This is a genomic window from Undibacterium sp. Ji49W, from assembly GCF_049340205.1.
GTDB lineage: Bacteria > Pseudomonadota > Gammaproteobacteria > Burkholderiales > Burkholderiaceae_D > Undibacterium.
The window spans coordinates 39,227-62,045 of the sequence record NZ_JBMPOW010000008.1; the positions used below are offsets into that span (position 1 = coordinate 39,227).

Genomic DNA, 22,819 nt, shown 5'->3' on the forward strand with positions numbered 1-22,819 from the left:
CAGGAATGCAGACAGCACCGTCCAGCACATCCATTACAAGGCGACAACTGCTACAGCAAATCCTGGCAGTCGCCTTGGTCTATGCGGTGCTGGGACGGCTTTCCCTGCTATTGGCCATCCCACCCGGCTACTCTATCGCCATTTACCCACCAGCCGGTATCGCCCTGGGTGTGGTACTGGCAGGCGGTTACCGGCTCTTGCCTGGCGTCGCTGCCGGTGCCCTGTTCGCCAATCTGCTCATCAATTTTGAACTGAACAGAGGGCTGGATGCCAATGCCTGGATTGCCTCATCCGCCGTCGCTATCGGCGCAATGTTACAGGCAGCGGCTGGTTGCCGCATGGTGCGTCATTTCTTGCAGGACGATCTGTCACTCGACACAGACAGACGTATTTTCCAGTTCTTTTTTTATGGCGCTCTGGTCGCCTGCCTGATTAATGCCAGCATAGGCGTGGTCACGCTGGCGATCCTGGATATCGTGCCCTGGCCAGAATTCACCAACAACTGGATAGCCTGGTGGACCGGTGACACCTTCGGCGTGCTGACGATCACCCCCATCGTCATGGTCATCTTTGGCAAACCCCGTGCCATCTGGCATGCCCGCAGATGGAGTGTCATGCTACCGCTGTTTGTCTGCCTGCTGTTGGTGGTCACAGCATTCACCTTCACCCGCTATCGCGAAGAACAGAAACAGCAGCTTGAATTTCGCCTGAAAGCAGAACGTGTCGGTCAAAGCCTGCAAAACCGGCTGGACAGTCATTCCGACATCATGCGCAATGTCGAGCGTTTGTATGCCAGTTCCAATCATGTGGACAGGGGGGAATTCGCCACGTTCGTCAGCCACACTGTCGCCAATCAAAAGGCTATTTCCTTTCTGGCATGGGTACCCAAAGTGATGCAGTCGCAAAGGGAAAATTTTGAAGTATCAGTGCTGCGCGAAGGTTTTGCCAACTTCCAGATACTGGAAATGAATGAACAGCAATCGCTGGATGAAGCAAGAATCAGGGATGAATATTACCCCATCAAATATATAGAACCATTTATCAGCAACCATCAATTGTTCGGCTACGACATGGGTTCCAGCGTGTTGCGCAGGAACGCTATTGAAGATGCACGCGACAGCGGCAACCTGACCGTCACCGATCCGCTGACATCACTGGAGGCTAGCGACCAGCAACTGCATGTGCTGCTGTTCGCCCCGGTCTATGAGCATGGCAAGCCGTTGGATAACATAGAGCAGAGAAAGGCCGCATTTTCAGGTACGGCAGTCAGCATGTTACGCATGGGAAGCCTGGTCAAGGACAACCTGGCAAGCGAAGACCTGAAAAATCTCAGCGTCAAATTCTATGACCTGTCCTACCCCGGTAAAAAAGGTATCTTTCTGGACGACATTGCAGAAATCGACAATCGTTACCTGTTCCAGGCCACCATCAATTTCGGCGGCAGACAATACGCCTTCCTGGCACAGCCTTCGTCCGAATACTGGAAATCCCATGTCGCCTGGATCACCTGGATCACCATGATAGGTGGCCTGCTGTTCACTGGCTTGCTGGGCGCTTATTTGCTGGTAGCTACCGCGCATACCTATGGCATTGAAAACCTGGTGGCGCAAAGAACCTCGCAATTGCACGACAGTGAAGAACGCTTGCGCACGATACTCGACAATGCGGCGGAAGGCATACTCACGACCGACGAATATGGGATCATCGAATCGGCTAATCAATCGGCAGAGATCCTGCTCAAATACGAACATGACAGCCTGCTGGGCCTGAACATGCTAAACCTGTTTCCCGATCCCGATTCCCGCATGCTGCTGATACGCCATCTGACCAGCTCAAGCCTGGGCATGTCATTTGAGGAGACTGGAAAAAGCGACAGAGAAGAAGTCATGGCCATCAAAAAAGATGGTCAGGAAGTACCGGTAGAGTTGGCCATCACCCGCGTCAAGCTGGGACAAAAGATACTGTTGGTCATCATCATGCATGATCTGTCAGAGAAAAAACGGGTAGAAAAACTGAAGACGGAATTTGTCTCTGCGGTCTCGCATGAATTGCGTACCCCGCTGACATCCATACGCGGCGTACTGGGTTTGCTGGTAGGTGGTGTCGCCGGGGAAATTCCTGACAAGGCACATACCATGCTACTCATGGCAAATGACAATGCGACGCGCCTGACCACGCTGATCAATGATTTGCTGGATTTTGAAAAACTCGAATACGGCAGCATGCAGTTTCATTTTGAAACCCTGCAACTGGATGAACTGGTGCAAAACACCATACAGTCGAATCTGGGTTATGCACAGAATTTTGGTGTCGACATACGCTGCAAGTTGCTGGCAGAACGGGCCTTGCCAGTCAGGGTGGATTCACAGCGCTTTACCCAGGTTTTGTCGAATCTGCTGTCCAACGCAGTCAAGTTTTCACGTGAAAACGGGCGGGTTGATGTCACCATCAGCGCCAACATCAATTATGCCCGTATCGAAGTGCAGGACTATGGCATCGGCATTTCAGAGGCATTCAAGAGCAGTATTTTTCAAAAATTCACCCAGGAAGATGCCAAGGCTGCCCGCAAATATGCAGGCACGGGACTGGGCCTTAGCCTGAGCAAGACCATGATAGAAAAAATGGGAGGCGAAATCGGTTTCCAAAGCGAAGAAGGTCAGGGCTCCGTCTTCTTCATTATCCTGCCGCTGGAATCCAGTGCAGCCAGCACCCCTTCCCTGACCGAGCTATAGCGCAGGCGCACGCCCAGCTCCAGCTTGATGCGCTGATTACGCAAACGCCGCGATTCAGACATGAAAGACAGCAATACCGGGCTGACCTGCTGCGCCAGTTCTGCCCTTGGCAAACGTGGCGGGCGTGGTAATTCAAAACTATCTGCCACCAGATCAAAATAGGTGGCCATCTTCATATCGCTGTCATCCACCGCATGATAGATGCGATTGGGTAAAGCGCGAAACAACGCCAGCCGTATCAGCTGCGCCAGGTCATCGGCATGGATATGATTGGTGTAGACATCATCCGCCTCAATCAGGGCTGGCGTACCCTTGCGCAAGCGTTCCAGTGGCAAGCGCTCTGCCGCATAAATGCCAGGCACACGCAAGATCGACAGGTAAGACTGGCTACGTCTGGCCCAGGCGCGCAGGCTGCGTTCTGCCGCCACCCGCCGTGTTGCCCGGGCATTTTGCGGTTTCACGCTTCTGGTTTCATCAAATTCGGCACCAGCACAATCACCATACACACCGGTGGTGCTGACGTACACCAGTTGGCTCTTGTCAGCCAAAACCGCAATCAGGTTTTGGGTACGGATATCGGTATTCCCTTCGCTGCGTGGCGGTGCCAGATGCACCACCCGGCTTGCCAGACCAGCCAGCCGTGCCAGGCTATGTGGCTGGTCAAGATTCGCCACGATGGGCACCGCCCCCGCTGCCCGCAACTCGGCACAGCGGGCTACCTGGCTGGTCAGGACAAATACCCGGAAATGCGCCTGCAACAAAGGCAGCAGGCGCATGCCCACATCACCACAACCGACGATAAGCAAGCGTGGCTTGCCGATTTGTTTACACTGTTTTTTCATGTTAAGGACTAGGTCCGGTATGCGCAGGAAAAATGCCATACCGGCGACGCTGGTCATAAAATTGCAACTTACACCACTTACCTTGGCGTAGCCCTACGCACAGACGTTGAATCCAGCCTGAATACGCTGACGGCATTGGTCAAATGCACTGCCTGGTCTTGCATGGATTGCGCGGCGGCAGCTGCTTCTTCCACCAGTGCGGCGTTTTGCTGGGTGACTTCATCCATTTTAATGATGGCAATGTTGACTTCTTCTATACCACTGCTTTGTTCCATCGTGGCAGAACTGATTTCGTTGACGATGTCACTGACTTTGCGCACACTGTCGACCACTTCTTCCATGGTGCTGCCAGCCTCGCTCACCAGCTTACTGCCGGCACCGACTTTTTCTACCGAGTCATTGATCAATTCCTTGATTTCCTTGGCAGCGGAGGCACTGCGTTGTGCCAGGTTACGTACTTCGCTTGCGACCACGGCAAAACCACGCCCCTGTTCACCGGCACGTGCAGCTTCCACCGCGGCATTCAGCGCCAGGATATTGGTCTGGAAGGCAATGCCGTCAATGACGCTAATAATGTCCACAATCTTGCGGGATGATTCATTGATGGAGCTCATGGTCGCAATCACTTCACCGACTACTTCGCCACCCTTGCCAGCCACTTTGGAAGCAGACGCAGCAAGGCTATTGGCATGACGGGCGTTATCTGCATTCTGTTTTACAGTAGAAGTCAGTTCTTCCATCGCCGATGCGGTTTCTTCCAGCGAAGCTGCCTGTTGCTCAGTCCTCGAGGATAAATCCAGATTGCCGGTGGCAATCTCCTGCGATGCCGTGGTGATGGCGTCAGTGCCTTCACGCACCTGGCCTACCAGTTTTTGCAAGCTGGTATTCATCGCCTGCATGGCGCGCAGCAACTGACCGATTTCATCTTCAGAACCGACTTCAATCGATACCGTCAGGTCACCACTGGCAGCACTTTCGGCAATGCTGACTGCGGCACGCAATGGCCGGCTGATCAGGCGGGCAATCCACAAGGCCAGAATCACGCTAAGCAGCATGGCGACAGCCAGTATGCCGACTATCCATAAACGCGATGATGAAAACAGGCTGTCATTGGTCACAAGGGCGCGTTCACTTTCGGCCTGGCTCAGTTCAACCAGTTTATCGACCAGATCATTGACGGCACGGAACAGCTTGACGGAATCACCACGGATCGCCTTGCGGGCTTCTTCGGTATTTCCGGCGCGTGACAATACCAGTAATTTTTTGCTGGCATTTCCATAGGCTGTGAAAGACTGTGCCAGGGAATCGAATATCTGTTTTTCTTCCGGTGAACTGACCAGCGAGCGGTACTTGGATTCATAGCCCATAAATTCCGTGGAACGGGACTCTATGCTTTTTTCGTAGTAGCTGTAGTCAACCTCTTCATTGGACAGGATGTGCTGCAACTCGGACACGCGCATGCGGTTGAGGGTTGCCTTCATCAGCAAGGCGTAACGTACGCTGGGCAAGGTATCGGTCAGCACACCAGTGGAGGCCACATTCAGGCGCGAGATTTGCACAATCCCGAAAATGCCTGTGGCCAGTGTCAGGCTCAGGGCCACCAGAAAAGAAAGCAACAGTTTGTAGGCAATCTTCAAGTTCAGGAACCAGCTCATATCAACTCCTTTAAAGCTTTTGCGACGACACATGCCGTCATGTTTTTGTTGCAAAGTACCATTTTCAATGCCAGAACACATTCTGCAACCAAGAAAACCGGCACTTGAGCCTTGAATGCACTCAATATGACAATTGTACTGGGTTCCCCGGAGGAAATAATTAACATAAGTTAAATACACTGCAAAAGTGGCAAGGTATCTGTTCCCTATTTTCATGGCTTGTATGCCAATGAATTACTGTACCCCAGGTACCGTCAGTATGCGCGCTTTTGGTCTTGGCGGATTTACGCTATCATGTCTTCCCGTTTGATTTCTGTCTGCCTCTCATTTTGGCAAAGCAAGCCCGGCGCAAGCGTCCCGGTATGCAGATACAGACTCACCTAATTTCATAACATTCCCGATGACTTTTCAAGTAACTGTCAGCCCTAGTGGTCGCCAATTCAGCTGTGACGAAGATGAAACCGTGCTCTCAGCCGCCCTGCGCGCTGGCATAGTATTGCCCTACGGCTGTAAAAACGGTGCCTGCGGCTCGTGCAAAGGCAAAGTGGCCAGCGGCACCGTCAAACATGGCCCGCATCAGGTGCGCGCCCTGCCGGAAGCGGAAGAAGCCCAGGGCATGTCCCTGTTTTGCTGCGCCAAACCGCAATCAGACCTGACCATAGAAGCACGTGAAATCGTTGCTGACGGTGATTATCCGGTCAAGAAAATGCCTAGCCGCATAGCAAAACTGGAAAAACTGTCTGACGATGTCATGCTCATCGCCCTGCAATTGCCCGCCAATGAGCGCCTGCAATACCGCGCTGGCCAGTACATAGAATTCATGTTGCGAGATGGCAAGCGCCGCAGCTACAGCATGGCAAATGCCCCGCATCTGGATGAACATATCACTCTGCACGTGCGCCACATGCCAGGCGGCCTGTTCACCGACCAGGTCTTTTCCACACTGAAGGAACGCGACATCCTGCGTTTTGAAGGCCCGCAAGGTACTTTCTTCCTGCGCGAAGATAGCGAAAAGCCAATTATTTTGCTGGCATCCGGTACCGGTTTTGCCCCGATCAAGGCACTGGTGGAACACCTGATCCACCTTGAGTCAAAGCGCCCTGTCAGTCTGTATTGGGGTGGCCGCCGCCCTGCTGACCTGTATATGGATGACCTTTGCAAAGACTGGGCCACGCAATTGCCCGGTTTTAGCTATATCCCGGTCATTTCTGATGCCCAGCCGGAAGATGGCTGGACTGGTCGCAACGGCTTTGTGCACCAGGCTGTCATGGCAGATCATGCCGACCTGTCGGGCTACCAGGTGTATGCCTGTGGTGCACCGGTGGTGGTGGAATCGGCCAAGCGGGACTTCACGGCACAGTGCCAGTTACCTGCGGACGAATTCTATGCCGACTCGTTCACCTCAGAGGCTGATCTGGCGAATTGAATCTGTTAGAGCCTGCCGCATGTCATAAAAACATGATATGAAAATCACCTTAAACGGGATTTACGCAAAATCGTCCCAACAAGGCTATCGCTTTTAGGAAACCTCCCTTGCAAGGGAGGTTCGTTACGTCGGCAGACAATGTATTGTCTGAATCCCCGACTGCACCTATCGCTTTTAGGAAACCTCCCTTGCAAGGGAGGTTCGTTACGTCGGCAGACAATGTATTGTCTGAATCCCCGACTGCACCTATCGCTTTTAGGAAACCTCCCTTGCAGGGGAGGTTCGTTACGTCGGCAGACAATGTATTGTCTGAAACCCCGACTGCACCACAAGCGACGAAGACAGTACGAATAGTACGGCAAGGAGCTGCAACGCTTTGGGGCGCTTTTGCGTAAGTCCCACAAATTTATTTTGACGCATTGCGCAAAAAGTCCTACTATCCGTTTTATGAAAATCTTTACTGACATGTCCTCACCAAATATTGCACGACGTCGCGTCTCGCCAAGCGAGCCTGGGCCGATGTAAGAGTGAGCGTGCGCGTAAAAAGCGACACCACGAATATCAAGCCACAGGTTCGGTCCTGTGGCTTTTTTTTATCCTGATTTTTTGTCCTTCCCCCCTGTAACGACCTTAGGAGTCTTGAAATGGAATTCAGTCAGTACAACGTAAATTCCCTGATGTACATCACACCGCGCCCCGAACTTGTGTTCGTCGAGGGCAAGGGCATGTGGCTGACTGATCACAAGGGCAAGCGATATCTCGACTATCTGCAAGGCTGGGCTGTCAACTGCCTGGGCCACAGCCCTGACGTGATCCATGAAGCACTGGTCAGCCAGTCCAAAAAATTGCTGAACCCTTCCCCGGCTTTTTATAACGCCCCGATGGTGGAGTTTGCCGATCTGTTGACTAAAAACTCCAGCTTTGACCGTGTGTTTTTCACCAACAGCGGTGCCGAAGCCAATGAAGGTGCCGTCAAACTGGCGCGCAAGTGGGGCCAGTTGAACAAGAATGGCGCATTTGAAATCATTACCTTTGACCATGGCTTCCATGGCCGCACCCTGGCAATGATGTCGGCATCTGGCAAACCCGGCTGGGACACGATTTTTGCCCCGCAAGTCAGCGGCTTCCCCAAGGCTGATCTGAACGATATCGCTTCGGTAGAAAAGCTGATCACCGACAAAACCGTGGGCGTCATGCTAGAGCCGGTGCAGGGTGAAGGCGGCGTCATTCCGGCCAGTCCGGAATTCATGCAGGCTCTGCGTGCACTGACCAAAAAGCACGGCATCCTGCTGATCGTGGATGAAGTGCAATCCGGCATGGGCCGCACCGGTGAATTGTTCGCCTATCAGTTGTCAAATATAGAACCAGACATCATGACCCTGGCCAAGGGCATCGGTGGCGGCGTACCGCTGGGTGCCCTGCTGTGCCGCGAAGAAGTAGCCTGTTTCGTACCAGGCGACCAGGGCGGCACCTACAACGGTGCACCGTTGATGACCGCCGTCGGCATTGCCGTGTTCAAAGAACTGACCAAGCCTGGCTTCCTGGCATCTGTCAAGGAAAAAGGCGAGTACCTGAGCCAGCAACTGGAACAATTATCTGCGGAATTCGGCATGCAGGGTGAACGTGGCTTTGGTTTGTTGCGCGCTCTGAAGCTGGGCGACAACATCGGTGGCAAGCTGGTGGATGCTGCACGCGATATGGAACCGGTCGGCTTGCTGATCAATTCACCCCGCCCTGATCTGCTGCGCTTCATGCCGGCATTGAATGTGACGAAAGAAGAAATCGATCAGTTGATCAGCATGCTGCGCGTGGTGATACAGGAAGTGAAAAGCAAGGCCGCTTGATTTTTCGTTCATAAAAAATCAAGAATTATTTCTTCAGTAAAGGCATGCACAATCGTTTTTCTTTTGTGCATGCCTTTAGCCATTTTAGAGCCGGGGCTCGAATCGGAATGGAATACAAATTCTCCGGCTTTCAGCTTGCCATCTTGGCATTTTACATGGGTATAATGCATGATCTCTTTCACTTGCGGAAGCGCTCATGTCCTTGTTCAAACAGAATTTATTCTTCAAATTAACTGCCTGCATTTTTTGCAGTATCAGCCTGCTGGGCCAGGCACCTGCCCAGGCCGCAACGGAAGCAATTCCTGTTGCCAGTTTTTTCAAACATCCTAAATTCAGAGAAGCGCGTCTGTCACCAGACGGCAAATCCATAGGCATGCTGATGCTGGGTGCCAATGACCGTGTCATATTGGCAGTGCTGGAAGTCGGTCAGTTAAAGCCTGAAGTCATTGCCAATTATGAAGACAAGGATGTCCGTTCTTTTCACTGGATCAATAACGACAGGCTGGTGTATGACCTGACCAATTATCAACACAAGGACGTTGAGCAATTCTTTGGACCTGGCCTGTACGCCGTCAATAAAGACCGCTCGAAACGTTTGCGCCTGGTCACGCATCAATACACCAGTGCACGCGAGAAAGTAACCGGGCCGTCACTGGCATGGCACACTTACTTTCTTGATGTCGTCCACGGTTCCAGTACACCAGATGTCTATGTACAGCAGGCTCAGGATTCCGACTCCAGAACCTATGACCTGTATCGCCTCAATACCATGACCGGCAATACCGAGCTGATCAAACGTCCGGGCAAGGTCAGCAAATGGCTGATCGACAAATCCGGTGTGCCACGCATCGCTGAAACCATAGATGGTGCCGAGTCCACCATGTTTTACATGGACCCGAAGACCAATGCATGGCGCAAGCTGGCATCATCTCCCTGGACCTCAAATGCACGTCTGGACCCGACCTTTTTCAGTCCTGAAGGTGACTTGTATGTGCGTGCCTACAATGGCAAGAACACGCGCGCCCTGTATCGATTCGACCTGGAAAAGAACCAGCTGGATGGCGAGCCTGTGCTTGAACTCAAGGGATATGACTTCGATGGTGGTCTGATCTACAGCGACCAGCAAAAGAAAGTGCTGGGCATACGCTATGAAATGAGCAAGCCAGCCACGCGCTGGTTTGATACAGTAGCTGCCGAAAGACAGAAAAAGATCGACGCACTCTTGCCGGACACAGTCAACATGCTGACTTTCGCCGACGACAGCAAAGCCAGCGTCGCGATTGTGCATTCTTATTCCGATACCAATCCAGGTGTGTGGCAGTTATATGATTTTGCCAGCGACAAACTGGTCCGTCTGGGCAGCAGCAATCCTGACATCCAACCCGAGCAAATGGCCACCAAGGAAATGCTGCGCTACCCTGCTCGCGATGGTCTCGAAATTCCAGCCTACCTGACCTTGCCAGTACATGGTGATGGCAAGAATCTGCCTACCATCGTGCTGGTGCATGGTGGCCCTTACGTACGTGGCGGTCACTGGAACTGGAATCCGCAAGTCCAGTTTCTGGCATCACGCGGCTATGCCGTGATTGAACCGGATTTTCGGGGCAGCACCGGCTTTGGTGTCAAACATTTCGATGCCGGAATGAAACAATGGGGCCTGGCCATGCAGGATGACGTGGCCGATGCCGCCAAATGGGCCATCGCCAAAGGCTATGCAGACCCGAACCGTATCTGCATCGCAGGCGCCAGTTACGGCGGCTATGCCACCCTGATGGGCCTGATCAAGGATCCGGATTTGTTCCGCTGCGGCATAGAATGGGTGGGTGTGACCGACATCAACCTGCTCTACAATATTCACTGGAGCGATGCTTCCGATGAATGGAAATGGTATGGTATGCCAGTGCTGATTGGTGATCAGACCAAGGATGCAGCGCAACTGAAAGCTACTTCGCCACTGGAAAATGCGGCCAAACTGACGCGTCCGCTGTTGATGGCTTACGGTACACGCGACCGCCGTGTACCAATAGAACATGGAACTAAATTCTACCGGGCCGTGAAGGAAAAAAATGCCGACGTCGAATGGGTGGAATATGCTGAAGAAGGCCATGGCTTTTACCTGTTGAAGAACAATATCGACTTCTGGGGCCGCATCGAAAAATTCCTTGACAAGCACATAGGCAAAACACCGCAACAGCCGGCATCAGCCAATAGTAAATAATACATAGTTTTCCCCGCAAAAAGGCCACTTTCGTGGCCTTTTTCAATAGCCGCTACATTTTCTCTCGGGCTGTCTCAGACAGCGACATTTCGCTAAAAGCAGCCCTTATCAAGCAAGCACTTCCTGCCTATACTGGTATTCATGGTCAGCACCAGGCTGGCTCACAATAACAGCCGATCAAAGCCGGGGGAGAACAGGATGAATACCATCAATTATCAGTTCCAGCTTGCCAGCCGCCCTCAGGGCAGTGTCAAAGCCAGCGATTTCAACTACGTAGCCGAACAACTGCGCGATTTGCAGGACGGTGAAGTCTTGATCAAGAACCTGTATATCTCGCTGGACCCGGCGATGCGTGGATGGATGAATGAAAACAAAAATTCTTACATGCCGCCAGTCGCCATCGGCGAAGTGATGCGCGCCCTGGCCGTTGGCCGGGTGGTCGCCAGCAAGAATCCCCAATTTGTTGCCGGTGAGCATGTCAGCGGCATACTGGGCATGCAGGAATATGCGTATTCCGACGGCAAGGGTATCAGCAAGGTGGATGTCAAACTTGCACCCTTACCTCTGTACCTGAGTACACTGGGCATGCCGGGCATGACGGCTTATTTCGGCCTGCTTGAAGTAGGGCAACCCAGGGAAGGTAATACAGTCGTGGTATCCGGTGCTGCCGGTGCCGTCGGCGCTATCGTCGGCCAGATTGCCAAAATCAAGGGGGCGCGCGCAGTCGGCATCGCCGGTGGCGCCGACAAATGCCGTTACCTGACTGAACAACTGGGCTTTGATGCAGCCATCGACTACAAGACCGAAGATGTGAGTGCCGCCTTGCGACAGCATTGCCCGGATGGCATAGACGTGTATTTCGACAATGTTGGCGGCGATATTCTTGATGCTGCACTGGCACAACTGGCTTTTGGTGCCCGCGTTGTTATCTGCGGTGCGATTTCACAATACAACAATACCACCCCGATCAAGGGGCCATCAAATTACCTGAACCTGATGGTGAAACGTGCCACGATGAAGGGTGTGATGGTATCCGATTTTTACCCACGTGCCGTGGAAGCAGCCAGGGACATGGGAGGCTGGATCAGCTCTGGCAAACTGAAAAGTCGTGAAGATATCGTGGAAGGGCTGGAAAAATTTCCTGAAGCTTTTCAGAAATTATTCACTGGTGAAAACAATGGCAAACTGATTCTTAAAGTGATGCAAAGTTGAAGCGCCCGGGGAAAAAAACCGTCAGTATGCTGACGTCTTTCAATGATCAGGGCTTCAGCACAAAATGCAGCACCGAACGCGCCGGCAGGCTGTAGCTAAACTTGTTTTGCGCAATATTGCTCAAACCGCTTCTGGCGGTGACTGCAGTATTCGTACCGCTGACGCCCCAGACCTGTACTGATTTCAGTGTCACCGGATGACTCAGTTGGAAACTGCTGTTGAGTGAACTGGCCAGACGGTTGATGGCGATCACATGGATGACATTCGGGTCATTGCTGTCAACTGCTGCATACACGGCTGCATTGGCATTATTGCTGGCCACAGCCTTGACCGAAGTCGCAGGAAAGACCGATTTATTGCCATCATAATTTCTGTAGATTTTGAAACCAGAGGCGATAAAGCCTTCGGCATCACCAAAATACGTAGCCAGATAAACACCCTGCCTGCCGAAGCTACCCAAAGCATCGGCCTGGGCAATGGCACCGGTAATATCTGACTTGCCACCAAAATCATATTCGGTCACAGCCAGCTTGGTACCTGGATAAAAATCCGTGATGGCCTGTTGCAGCTTGGGCAGCATTTGCAGCCCACGGCCATCGGTAAAACCATTGCCAGACTGGGTGATCCAGGTGGGTTCTACATATGTTGCATCCCACAGGCTGCGTGCAGCCTGTACCCGGTCGGTAGTGGAGCTTGAAGCCTGCGGGTAATAGTGGAATGAAAACACATCCAGCAAACGCTTGCCTGCTGTTTGGGAAGCCTGCTGCATCTTCGCCAGATAGGTAGTTGCCATGGTCATGCCGTTGTAGCGATAACGGTCACCACTACCATTGCTGACATAGGGCTCGACATTGTATTGCGTCCAGTCAGCTGGCTGATGAGATTGCGAACCATCCCAGATTGCCCACAGGCTGAACAAACCCAGATAGCCGCTAATGGCTGGACCATAGGTTTCAGCCCCGCCATCCATACGTTTAATGGTCTTTGCCAGCGCGATATTCTTTTGCAGCACATCGCTGACGGTTGTCACTTGCGGATACAGATTGGCATGGGTACCACTTTCGCCACTGCTGGTGGTCCAGTGGTGCCACAGGTCTGGTTCATTATCCAGTTCATAACCCTTGATACCGCTGCTTGTTGCTGCCGCACCATACTGTTGTACCAGGAAATTGATTTCTTCATCAATATACACCGCACCATCCGTCAGCCCCGGTGCCAAACTCAGGGCGCCAGCAGCGGCGGGCTTGTCATTGACGATGTCAACCCAGCGCGCCGTATCCACATTGGCTGGCCCAGCAGTGCTTTGCCATAACTGGGAACCGTTGCAGGTAGAAGGGGGATTCAGATTGACAATATCTTTTGGCAACTTGCCGGCAGCAGGCAATTGCAACAGGGAATATGTACCCAGCAGCAGCGACTGGTCATGAAAACTTTTGAGGGCAGCGCCGGGCGCATAGTAAGCCAGCCCGGCAGTCTGGAGAGGGTCACCGGCACCACTCATCGCACTCACACCTGCATTCGATGAATTGCACCAGTCTGCGCCGGAATTGCTGACACCATTTTCCCAGTTATAGCTGGTCATATTGTTGCCGCCCAGACGGCGCGAGCGCAGGTTCAGACCTTGCAGGCTGGCCAGACCACCCTGATTTGCCAGACCGGCACGGTTGCTGCCGTCGGCATAGGCGTTATATCCATAAATCAGCGGACTGATGGCTTTGCGTTCAGCCTGCGTGTCGATAGAGAACGTGACATTCTGTGCCGACGATGTCGAAAATTCTGCCGAAATAAATAGAATTGCAAGAACTTTGCAAACGCTGACTTGTCTCATCATGACTCCTGGCCTGCCACAGCACCATTTCCACTTGGAAATATTAAAGTGAAAGTATGCCAGAAGTTAGCTTTCTTTATCCTGCAAATATGTAATATTTATTTACAATTGCCGCAATATTTGCCGTTTTATTCATTAGCTATGCAGCATATTTGATACAAAAACAAAAAAACTTGCTCCCATTCTCTTATTTCCACACCAATACCAGACAAAAATGAGACTTTCTACACTTGCGCTTACCCTCAGCCTGGCAGGCCTGAGCACAGTAACTACCATGAAGGCATGGGCTGCACCGGCTTATTATCGTTTCCCCAGCATACGTGCAGATGCAGTCGTGTTTACTGCCGAAGGCGACTTATGGAAAGTGGCAAGTCACGGCGGGCAGGCACAAAGACTGACCACGCACCCGGCGGCAGAAACCTTGCCTGCCATCTCGCATGACGGCAAATGGCTGGCATTTTCAGCCGCCTATGAAGGCCCGACGGAAGCCTATGTCATGCCCATGAGTGGTGGTGTACCCAAGCGCATCAGTTTCGAAAATGACCAGGTAAACGTACTGGGCTGGACCACCAGCGGCGAAGTCCTGGTCAGTACACTGAACAGCACCGGCCCTTCATCGCACCGCGTGGTTGCCGCCATCAACCCGCAGACCATGCTGCGCCGTGTTTTCCCGGTGGCAGATGCGAATGAAGCGGTGCTTGATGACAGTGGCAAGTACCTGTACTTCACCCGCTTTGGCTTGCAGATGACAAATGACAATGTCAAACAGTATCGCGGTGGTGCCACGGCACAGGTCTGGCGTTATGACGTCCAGGCCAAAACCGAAGCCACGCAGCTGTTTGCCGGCGACACCAGCAATAACCGCCGCCCGATGTGGTGGAAAGGTCGCCTGTATTTCGTTAGCGACCGCAATGGTGCTTTCAATATATGGAGCGCCAATCCCGATGGCAGCGATGCCCGCACGCTGACCCAGCACAAGGACTGGGAAGTGCGCAACGCCAATCTGGGCGATGGCAAGATTGCCTATCAACTGGGGGCAGACCTGCGCGTGCTGGATATTGCCACTGCCAAAGACGAACTCATCAACATAGACCTGGTATCTGATTTTGACCAGCAGCGCAAACGCCAAATCAAGACGCCACTGGAATACCTGACGAATGTAGAAATATCCGGCAAGGAAGAACGCCTGCTGTTCACCGCCCGCGGTCGCGTAACGATTGCCGGTACTGGCCCGCAACGTCGCATAGACTTGCCCATACCTGAAAATGCACGCGCCCGCGAAGCGATTTTTTCACATGACGACAAATCAGTATTCGCGATTGTCGACACCAGTGGTGAAAATGAAATATGGAAATTCCCTGCCAATGGCGTAGGCAGGCCAGAAATGCTGACCACCAATGGCAATGTATATCGGTATCACATTTATCCTTCTCCCGACGGCAAATGGCTGGCGCATACCGACAAGCGTGGTAAGCTATGGTTGCTCGATCTTGCCACAAAAACCAATCAGGTGATTGATGATGCTGGCAAAATCGGGGCTGAAAGACAGGAAGAAATCGTCTGGTCCCCCGACAGCAAGACCATCTCCATCGTCAGGGCAGACAACAAACTGCAAAGATCGCAGATAGGTCTGTATGCGCTGGACAGCAAGCAATTGCATTTTGTCACCAGTGACAGATACAACTCGCACAACCCTGTGTTTTCACCGGATGGGCATTGGCTTTACTTCTATTCTGAACGCAATTTCCAGGTCAGCAATCGCGCGCCCTGGGGCGACCGCAACATGGGGCCGCATTTTGAAAAACGCACCGGCATCTACGCACTTGCTCTACAGACTGGCAGCCGCTTCCCGTTCAAAGCAGATGATGAACTGAACAAGACACCAGACAAACCGGCAGACAAAGCAACCGACAAGCCCGCAGATAAATCCGTCGATAAATCCATCGACAAATCAGCTGAAAAAACTGGTGACAAGACTGGCGACAAGACTGTAGACAAAACCACGGATAAAGCCGAGGACAGCAAGAAACCGGCAAAACCCGCCCTGCCCGCCATTCAATATGCTGGCCTGGCAGACCGCCTCTACCAGGTACCGCTGGCCTATGGCAATTATCGTGATCTGGCAATCGATGACAAGCGCCTGTATTTTACCGAGCTCGAAGGCACCGATGGCAAGGCCACACTGAAAACCCTGGCCATCAGCAAAACGGCACCGCAACCCGACATTTTTGCTGGCAATATACGTCAGTTTGATTTGTCTGCCGACAAAAAGCATGTGTTTTATCGTACTCATAGCACCAATAGCCCGGGGGATTTCATCGTCGTTGAAGCTGGTGCCAGACAACCGTCGGATATCAGCAAGGCCAAGGTGAATATCAGTGACTGGAGTTTCTTCCTCAGTCCTAAACTCGAGTGGCAGCAAATGTATGCCGATGCCTGGCGCATGCACCGCGACTTTTTGTTTGATGACAAAATGCGCGGCGTGGACTGGAACAAGGTGCGCAGCAAATATGCGCCGCTGGTGGATCGCGTGACCGACAGGGCCGAGTTGAATGATGTACTTGGCTTGATGGCCAGTGAAGTCAGCACCCTGCATTCGCAAACCCGCCCTGGCGATGTCCGCCGTGTAGCTGCGGAAGGCCAGGCTGCTTCGCTGGGTGCAGTACTGAGCCGCACTAATACAGGCTACCGTATCGATCATATTTATCATACCGAACCGGAATTGCCATCCGAAAGCACGCCGCTTTCGCAACCTGATCTGGATGTAAAAGAAGGCGACATCATCACCGCCATCAATGGCCAGCCTGTACTGGAAGCGCGCGACATTTCGGACCTGTTGACCAACCAGGCCGATAAACAGGTATTGATGCATGTAAAACGTGGAGACCAGGCAGTCCGTGCCGTTATTGTCACGCCAGTGAATATGATGAAGCATGCCAATCTGCGTTACAGCGACTGGGAACAAAGTCGTAGCGAACAGGTCAACAAGCTGACTCAGGGTCGCATCGGTTATCTGCACCTGCGTGCCATGGGCGCGCAAGACATCAACAGCTTTGCCCGCGATTTCTACAGCAACATCGAACGCGATGGCCTGATCATCGACGTGCGACGTAATCGCGGCGGCAATATCGACAGCTGGATCATAGAAAAACTCTTGCGCAAGGCCTGGGCATTCTGGTCCACCCCAACATCAGCCCCTTATGTCAACATGCAGCAGACCTTCCGTGGTCATCTGGTGGTGCTGGTCGATGAATTGACCTACTCTGACGGTGAAACCTTTGCTGCTGGTGTCAAGTCCTTGAAGCTCGGCCCACTGGTCGGCAAACGCACTGCCGGTGCCGGTGTCTGGCTGTCCGACGGCAATACCCTGTCCGACAATGGCATGATCAGAGCAGCCGAAAATGCGCAATTTGGTATGGATGGTCGCTGGCTGGTCGAAGGTGTAGGCGTAATACCGGATGTGGAAGTTGACAATCTGCCGCACGCCACCTTCAACGGCAAGGATCAACAACTGGAAACCGCCATACAACTGCTGGAGAAAAAACTTAAAGAGCAACCAGTTAAAGCGCTGGTGCCTCAAGTCATTCCCCCGTTGAATAAATAGTTTTTCTTGCTGCATAAAAAATCCTCATAGCTGAACGCTATGAGGATTTTTTCATTTGACCTGTATGTTTTTCTATTTTCGCTGTTCTCGGTGTTTTTCCTGCTAAGTGACATACCGCACAGAGTATTGACCAGTTGGCAGATAGCCTGTAAGCACGTGTAAAAGTATGTTGAAAGAAAGCAGGCATTGCATGATTATCTCGCCCATCAGTTCAGTGACGACTCCTGGATTGCAAGTTACGGCGGCACTCAGTCTGGATACGGTCAGCGCGCTCTCCCTGACATCAGGCATAGGCGCTGATTCCAGCTTGCTGGACACGGCACGCAACAGCAATATTACTGTTGATGTTTCTCGTCTGGGTGAATTACTGGCCTACGTGGCCAAATTGCAAAACCGGCAAACTGAGGATGTCGCAATTACGGATGGTGTCAATCGCACCGACACAGCTCAAACCGAAACAGACTTTGCCCAGTTCACTGCCATCGCAAGTTCATTTGTGGATGCCTTTAATCAACTGCAAGCCAGCAATTCCAGTCTGTCCAACAACCCCCTGGTCCCGACCAGTAGCGACAGTCTGTTGCAGGCAATCAATGCTGGCGCACAAAATGCGGATGGCACCAGTCTGTTCGAACAATTGGGAGGCATAGGGATTAATCTGCAAAATGCATCCCAGCCCGATAGCAATAGTTTGCTGACACTTGACGTGGCCAGTTTTCAAAACGCACTGGCAAAAGATAGCTCAGGCACGATTGCTTTGCTGACGCAAGCACTACAGGTGTTGGGTAGCGCAGAGAGTACGGTCATTACACAAAATCAGGAATTCGCTTCCGGCAATATCCTGGCGAATACCGGCACCAATTCAATTGAGAATACCGCAACAACGAATGCAGCCAACAACAGTAACAATATCAATGCCAACAGCGATCCCAAAACTGACACCACTGGCGCAACAGCAACAGGCAACGTGAATACTGTTACTCCGGCGGCTAATGCAGGGGCACTACTACAGCAAACACTAGCGGACGAGGCATTGCAGGCTGAAATCGAAACCGCCAGAAACTCTAAGACTGCAGTAAATGCCGATGTATCAAACACAGTTACTGTCAATACTGTGGACGACGCTGCGCAGGCAATACCTGGTATCCCGGCATCACCTGAAACCAGGGCAGCAGGATTACCTGCTTCAAATGACGCTACAAACACGGCACAAATTAATACGCCTACCAATGCAGGTTTGACGATAAGTACGAATGGTACTAATGGTACTAATGGTACTAATGCTACCAATGCAAGGATTGATACAGTTCCCGATGCTGTGGCCAACACAGGAACAGGCATAGATTTGAATGTGGCATCAAATACGCTGGCCATTGATGCCGGGGCAACTGGCAGCACACTGTCAATCACAGCAGATACGGCAAACACAGCCAACACTACCTTGCCACAGTCACTGAATATACAAACACCGGCACAAACATCGGTACAGACGCCACTCCAATCGCCATCAACTGAAATCGTGGACACACCCAAAGCTGTACAGGCAAATACAGTGACTGAAAACAAGCTGGCCACAAATGTGACAACACCGGTGACAACACCGTCGTCGCTGCTGACGGAAAGCCGGCTGGAAAACAAGATCGCTGCAAATTCAATACAATCCAATGAAAACGCTGCATCCACCACGGCATCAGGCAATACGAAAACAGCCCCCAACAACTACTCTGCATTGGCAGAAGTGAGCCAGACACTGGATACCACGCTGGCTACAATTAATCAGACCAGCACGACAGCAAGCAATATTACGGCCAGCAATCAAAGCCCGCCAGTCAGCCTGGCTTCGACGACAACTGCGAATACAGTGACCAGCAATACCAGCACCCAGCAAACAACGCCTGCCAGCAACAGTGCCGCAGTCAATGCCAATATCAATGCAACTGACATACCGCACATACAGGACGGCATCAATCCCCTGATTTCCGCCGCGGTAGCGGCATATCGTGTGAGGGATGGCATTCAAGCCAATACAACAGAAAAACCGCGTCCAGCGCAAACTGACACGGTGACAGCGACAGAAGCAATCACCGTCGTAGAACCGGTGACACTGGATTTACACGAACATTCCCAAAACCAGCGTCATGATGCAGAGGCTGATTCTGCCTATCATGAAGCCGAAGAATTGGGTGAGCCGGATAAAATTGCAGAAGTCGCGGGCAATATCAATGTCAATGCCTGATACTGAAAGTGATTCGCCTATTGACGATCATCGGCATGACCGATCACCTCTTTATACGCATGCCAGGTCGCATGGCCTATGATGGGCATGATGATCAGGAAACCGACGTTCCATGTCATGAAACCCAGCACCACGCTGCCAATAATGAGTGTCGCCCAAACCATCGTCACCGGTACATTGACGAACAGGGCCACGCAACTGATGATCATGGACGTGATGGCATCGGTATCCCTGTCCAGCATCAGCGGGATGGATACCCAACTTATTGCAAATACCAGACTGGCGAAGATAAACCCTATACACAGATAGACAGCCAGAAATTCCAGATTATCCAGGGAAAACAGCTGGGCCAGAAAACCGTGCATGGTCGGCATACCCTTGTTGTAGAAGAGCGCAAAAATCACCAGAGAAGCACGCGCCCACACCATCATGATGACGGCCAATACCAGTGCCAGCACACCAATATTACTCCACCGCCCGCGCATGGAAAATACACTACCCAATAGACCGGAGCGCACATTTTCCAAACGGCGGCTGATATCGTATAAGCCCAGCGCCAGCAAGGGGCCAACCAGCAGGAAACCACAAGTCAGGGCTGACAGATATTCTGGTGCATTGTTCAGCACCAGTTTCAACACCAGGCCCATGGCAGCAAAGCAAACCCCATAAAACAAACTGGCGCCACCGGATGCACGGAAGTCTTGCCAACCCATTTTCAACCAAACGAAAGGACGCAAAATCCCCACCCTTCGCAAGGGCGGAAATACCGCCTCGTTATCTATCACTGTCTTGATATCGGGTGGGGCGCTATCCCCATCCCTGGTTTGATTGCTCATTGCCTGTCCCCGTCTTATGCTTGTTTGATTTATATCCTAAGTCAGTAAGAGGTGAAAGGCAATGCCTGGTGCTGATAACTAGAAACTAGAACTCATTTCAACTTATCGCTTAAAAAACCGGTCAATGCAGATGACAGTTCAGGGGCCAGCGGCAGCGTGGGATCGCCATACGAAGCCATTTGTTGGCTCATATCGCCGGTGACTATTTTCAGCACGTGATTCATATTGTGCACGAGTAGCTGTGCGGCATCCGGTTTGGCTGCTTTAAGGGCAGTCAATTGTTTTGCATCGACCTGTATGTCATTGTCGCCCTGTAACAGCAATACCGGACAAGTCAGTTTGCCGATTTCATTTTCCGGGGTATAGCGGAACCAGGAAACCAGATAGGGTTGAACGCTGTCGCGATAAAAAGCTTTCAGTTCTGGCGGCACATCACTGACCAGCTTTCCGGCTTTCCGGCTTGCAGGGCGCTGATAATGTCTTCATTTTTTTGTGCCAGCAAAGGTGGCAATTTACCCTGGAATTGCTGACGTAAGATATCGCCTGCATTTTTCGCCGGGCCCGCTACTGATATCACTGCGCCCACCTTCACTTGCTGTGCCGACAGGATGGCTATCAGTGAGCCTTCGCTATGGCCCAGCACGGCCACGCCAGAAAAACGCGCATCGGTTTTCAGCAACTTCAACCAGGTGACCGCATCCTGGACATAGGTTTCAAAACGCAAAGCAGACTCATTGGTGGCTCCCGCACCGCTGGCTGCAATACCACGCTTGTCAAAACGCAGGGACGCAAAACCGGCAGCGGCCATGTCCTGCGCCAGCATTTTCAGGGAATTGTTTTTCCCCTTCATGCCTACAGTATTGCCATCCCTGTCTGTCGGGCCAGACCCGGCAATGATCAGTACCACCGGTACTTTAGCCTGACCAGCACCGGCAGGTAACAGCAAGCTGCCAACTATCTTGCCTGTATCGGTAGCAAGGACCATGTTCTGCTCAGTAATTGGTGCCGTTGCTGTCACTGCTGTCGCAGACTGTTCTGCCGCAACGCTGGCGGCGCAAAAACTGAAACTGGCAATGCTTAAAACGGCAGATAAAATAATACGCATGGCTTTATTAGATCAATGAATTGCAAAGTACTGGAATCAGACGCCGGCTATTTAAACATCATGGTGTGCCAGGGCTCTTTCGATACGGCGATCAGGTATCAGCCAGATCATGGCCATGGTGACATACAAGGCCATGGAAACCAGCGGGTACCAGAAAGCCAGCAAGATTCCTGTAGCATAGGTAATCGGCGACAGTTTGCCCTTCCAGTCATTGCCAACAGCTTTTTTCAATATCGAATCTGGTCCCTGGGTTGCAATAATCTGTTGCTGCAAGATGAAATAGGCGATGGCCGCCATCAACAACACCAGACCATACAGCGCCGCCGGCGCTGAGGCAAAATGATTTTCTCCCGCCCAGCCAGATGCAAAAGGGATCAAGGACAACCAGAACAACAGATGCAGGTTCGCCCACAGAATGCCACCAGTAACCCGGTGGCACATATGCAGCATGTGATGGTGATTATTCCAGTAGATGCCGACGTAGATAAAGCTCAGTATATAACTAAGGAATACTGGCCAGACCGGCAGCAGGGTGTCCAGCGTGCCGCCATGTGGCACCTTCATTTCCAATACCATAATGGTGATCAGAATAGCGATAACGCCATCGCTGAATGCTTCCAGTCGGGTTTTTCCCATATTCACTACCTCATTCTTTAGTCTTGTCTGTGCGATCGGATATACCCTTCTGCCGCCAGCAGCAAGCTGCTACGGTGTTCGCGTGGAACCAGGGTGTACTGAGCCAGCCGTCATGGTATACCGGTCAGCGCCGATTCCAAAGCGCATTTCGTCAGACAGCCTTACACCCAGACTCTCAGGTATGCAGCAATCGCCCGCCAGCAAATGACCAGTTTTCCCAGGCAGTTTCCCTGAAACAGACCATGATGTTTTCCGGATTCATGCTCTTGTCGCAAAGCCGCTTCATCAAGGTATCCAGCAATTTTTTCTTGATGCTGACACTGCGGCCAACGGACCAGAGTATTTCGATCAGGACAAAATCCTGATTACGGTTCTTGTGCAGGTCGGGATAATGCGGATCGAAGCGAAAATTCTCGGTATCCAGTTCCAGGATGCGTTGGAACTTGTCGGTTTCCGGCACCCCCGCTTCAACCAGTGCCGCATGTATGGCATTCAATACGGTTTCTTTGAAAAGCAGGGATTTGGGCTTGCAGACGGTGATTGTGACTAAAGGCATGATATGTCTCCTTTCCACGCAAATTGTGGCAAGCAAGACGACGCCGGATGTAGCATAACGTCGTCTGGCAGACCTTAGGCTGAGGCAGCTCA

At 52.1% G+C, this 22,819-nt stretch carries 16 protein-coding genes and 2 pseudogenes; 9 read left to right on the plus strand and 9 right to left on the minus strand.

The window, feature by feature from the left end; genetic code table 11:
- Positions 1 to 5: 5 nt before the first annotated feature.
- The 3 genes and pseudogenes from ACO0LK_RS11485 to ACO0LK_RS11495 form a co-directional block, all read left to right on the plus strand.
- Positions 6 to 1,349 (plus strand): annotated as a pseudogene (locus ACO0LK_RS11485) (CHASE domain-containing protein); the annotation flags it as partial.
- 168 nt (positions 1,350 to 1,517) lie between these two features.
- Positions 1,518 to 2,207 (plus strand): annotated as a pseudogene (locus ACO0LK_RS11490) (PAS domain S-box protein); the annotation flags it as partial.
- A gap of 15 nt (positions 2,208 to 2,222) precedes the next feature.
- Positions 2,223 to 2,732 (plus strand): sensor histidine kinase, encoded by a 510-nt coding sequence (locus ACO0LK_RS11495; protein WP_422975464.1) that lies wholly within the window; start codon positions 2,223 to 2,225, stop codon positions 2,730 to 2,732.
- On the opposite strand, the gene ACO0LK_RS11500 is transcribed toward ACO0LK_RS11495, so the two are convergent.
- Both ACO0LK_RS11500 and ACO0LK_RS11505 read right to left on the minus strand, forming a co-directional pair.
- The gene (locus ACO0LK_RS11500) at positions 2,657 to 3,574 is read right to left on the minus strand and encodes an SDR family oxidoreductase (RefSeq protein WP_422975126.1); all 918 of its coding nucleotides are present in this window, start codon (positions 3,572 to 3,574) and stop codon (positions 2,657 to 2,659) included. The genes ACO0LK_RS11495 and ACO0LK_RS11500 overlap by 76 nt on opposite strands.
- Positions 3,575 to 3,651: 77 nt before the next feature.
- A complete protein-coding gene (locus ACO0LK_RS11505; protein WP_422975128.1) occupies positions 3,652 to 5,229 on the minus strand; it encodes a methyl-accepting chemotaxis protein in 1,578 nt (525 codons plus the stop codon).
- Positions 5,230 to 5,629: 400 nt separating this feature from the next.
- Between ACO0LK_RS11505 and ACO0LK_RS11510 the strand changes: the two genes are divergently transcribed.
- On the plus strand, positions 5,630 to 6,655 hold the full coding sequence (locus ACO0LK_RS11510; RefSeq protein WP_422975130.1) for a CDP-6-deoxy-delta-3,4-glucoseen reductase: 1,026 nt from the start codon (positions 5,630 to 5,632) through the stop codon (positions 6,653 to 6,655).
- A 644-nt stretch (positions 6,656 to 7,299) separates the two neighbouring features.
- Positions 7,300 to 8,499 (plus strand): acetylornithine transaminase, encoded by a 1,200-nt coding sequence (locus ACO0LK_RS11515; RefSeq protein WP_422975132.1) that lies wholly within the window; start codon positions 7,300 to 7,302, stop codon positions 8,497 to 8,499.
- A gap of 8 nt (positions 8,500 to 8,507) precedes the next feature.
- Here the strand turns inward: ACO0LK_RS11515 and ACO0LK_RS11520 are convergent, their stop codons facing one another.
- Positions 8,508 to 8,669, minus strand: coding sequence for a hypothetical protein (locus ACO0LK_RS11520; RefSeq protein ID WP_422975133.1), 162 nt, complete (start codon positions 8,667 to 8,669; stop codon positions 8,508 to 8,510).
- A 26-nt stretch (positions 8,670 to 8,695) separates the two neighbouring features.
- Here ACO0LK_RS11520 and ACO0LK_RS11525 point away from each other — a divergent pair, with 26 nt between their 5' ends.
- Positions 8,696 to 10,717, plus strand: a complete 2,022-nt coding sequence (locus ACO0LK_RS11525) for an alpha/beta hydrolase family protein (protein WP_422975135.1) — start codon at positions 8,696 to 8,698, stop codon at positions 10,715 to 10,717.
- Positions 10,718 to 10,915: 198 nt separating this feature from the next.
- Entirely contained in the window at positions 10,916 to 11,929 is a 1,014-nt protein-coding gene (locus ACO0LK_RS11530; protein WP_422975137.1) for an NADP-dependent oxidoreductase, read from the plus strand.
- 46 nt (positions 11,930 to 11,975) lie between these two features.
- On the opposite strand, the gene ACO0LK_RS11535 is transcribed toward ACO0LK_RS11530, so the two are convergent.
- A complete protein-coding gene (locus tag ACO0LK_RS11535) occupies positions 11,976 to 13,757 on the minus strand; it encodes a glycoside hydrolase family 44 protein (protein ID WP_422975139.1) in 1,782 nt (593 codons plus the stop codon).
- Positions 13,758 to 13,971: 214 nt separating this feature from the next.
- Between ACO0LK_RS11535 and ACO0LK_RS11540 the strand changes: the two genes are divergently transcribed.
- Both ACO0LK_RS11540 and ACO0LK_RS11545 read left to right on the plus strand, forming a co-directional pair.
- Entirely contained in the window at positions 13,972 to 17,361 is a 3,390-nt protein-coding gene (locus ACO0LK_RS11540; RefSeq protein ID WP_422975141.1) for a S41 family peptidase, read from the plus strand.
- Positions 17,362 to 17,551: 190 nt separating this feature from the next.
- A complete protein-coding gene (locus ACO0LK_RS11545) occupies positions 17,552 to 19,594 on the plus strand; it encodes a hypothetical protein (RefSeq protein WP_422975143.1) in 2,043 nt (680 codons plus the stop codon).
- A 17-nt stretch (positions 19,595 to 19,611) separates the two neighbouring features.
- Here the strand turns inward: ACO0LK_RS11545 and ACO0LK_RS11550 are convergent, their stop codons facing one another.
- The 5 genes from ACO0LK_RS11550 to ACO0LK_RS11570 form a co-directional block, all read right to left on the minus strand.
- Complete coding sequence (locus ACO0LK_RS11550) at positions 19,612 to 20,430, minus strand: DUF2189 domain-containing protein (protein WP_422975145.1); 819 nt, start codon at positions 20,428 to 20,430, stop codon at positions 19,612 to 19,614.
- Between the two features lie 92 nt (positions 20,431 to 20,522).
- Positions 20,523 to 20,861, minus strand: a complete 339-nt coding sequence (locus ACO0LK_RS11555; RefSeq protein ID WP_422975147.1) for a hypothetical protein — start codon at positions 20,859 to 20,861, stop codon at positions 20,523 to 20,525.
- A complete protein-coding gene (locus ACO0LK_RS11560; RefSeq protein WP_422975149.1) occupies positions 20,846 to 21,535 on the minus strand; it encodes an alpha/beta hydrolase in 690 nt (229 codons plus the stop codon). Before ACO0LK_RS11560 ends, ACO0LK_RS11555 begins: the two co-directional genes overlap by 16 nt.
- A gap of 51 nt (positions 21,536 to 21,586) precedes the next feature.
- A complete protein-coding gene (locus tag ACO0LK_RS11565) occupies positions 21,587 to 22,171 on the minus strand; it encodes a TMEM175 family protein (protein ID WP_422975151.1) in 585 nt (194 codons plus the stop codon).
- Between the two features lie 175 nt (positions 22,172 to 22,346).
- Complete coding sequence (locus ACO0LK_RS11570; protein ID WP_422975153.1) at positions 22,347 to 22,727, minus strand: tautomerase family protein; 381 nt, start codon at positions 22,725 to 22,727, stop codon at positions 22,347 to 22,349.
- Positions 22,728 to 22,819 lie beyond the last annotated feature (92 nt).

Excerpts from the sequence above, each read along its gene's own strand:
- ACO0LK_RS11495 (WP_422975464.1), top strand. The coding sequence starts at position 2,223 with ATGCAGTTTCATTTTGAAACCCTGCAACTGGATGAACTGGTGCAAAAC.
- ACO0LK_RS11510 (WP_422975130.1), top strand. The coding sequence starts at position 5,630 with ATGACTTTTCAAGTAACTGTCAGCCCTAGTGGTCGCCAATTCAGCTGT.
- ACO0LK_RS11560 (WP_422975149.1), bottom strand. The coding sequence starts at position 21,535 with ATGCGTATTATTTTATCTGCCGTTTTAAGCATTGCCAGTTTCAGTTTT.
- ACO0LK_RS11500 (WP_422975126.1), bottom strand. The coding sequence starts at position 3,574 with ATGAAAAAACAGTGTAAACAAATCGGCAAGCCACGCTTGCTTATCGTC.
- ACO0LK_RS11530 (WP_422975137.1), top strand. The coding sequence starts at position 10,916 with ATGAATACCATCAATTATCAGTTCCAGCTTGCCAGCCGCCCTCAGGGC.
- ACO0LK_RS11515 (WP_422975132.1), top strand. The coding sequence starts at position 7,300 with ATGGAATTCAGTCAGTACAACGTAAATTCCCTGATGTACATCACACCG.
- ACO0LK_RS11525 (WP_422975135.1), top strand. The coding sequence starts at position 8,696 with ATGTCCTTGTTCAAACAGAATTTATTCTTCAAATTAACTGCCTGCATT.
- ACO0LK_RS11565 (WP_422975151.1), bottom strand. The coding sequence starts at position 22,171 with ATGGGAAAAACCCGACTGGAAGCATTCAGCGATGGCGTTATCGCTATT.
- ACO0LK_RS11545 (WP_422975143.1), top strand. The coding sequence starts at position 17,552 with ATGATTATCTCGCCCATCAGTTCAGTGACGACTCCTGGATTGCAAGTT.
- ACO0LK_RS11520 (WP_422975133.1), bottom strand. The coding sequence starts at position 8,669 with ATGCATTATACCCATGTAAAATGCCAAGATGGCAAGCTGAAAGCCGGA.
- ACO0LK_RS11535 (WP_422975139.1), bottom strand. The coding sequence starts at position 13,757 with ATGAGACAAGTCAGCGTTTGCAAAGTTCTTGCAATTCTATTTATTTCG.
- ACO0LK_RS11550 (WP_422975145.1), bottom strand. The coding sequence starts at position 20,430 with ATGAGCAATCAAACCAGGGATGGGGATAGCGCCCCACCCGATATCAAG.
- ACO0LK_RS11505 (WP_422975128.1), bottom strand. The coding sequence starts at position 5,229 with ATGAGCTGGTTCCTGAACTTGAAGATTGCCTACAAACTGTTGCTTTCT.
- ACO0LK_RS11540 (WP_422975141.1), top strand. The coding sequence starts at position 13,972 with ATGAGACTTTCTACACTTGCGCTTACCCTCAGCCTGGCAGGCCTGAGC.
- ACO0LK_RS11570 (WP_422975153.1), bottom strand. The coding sequence starts at position 22,727 with ATGCCTTTAGTCACAATCACCGTCTGCAAGCCCAAATCCCTGCTTTTC.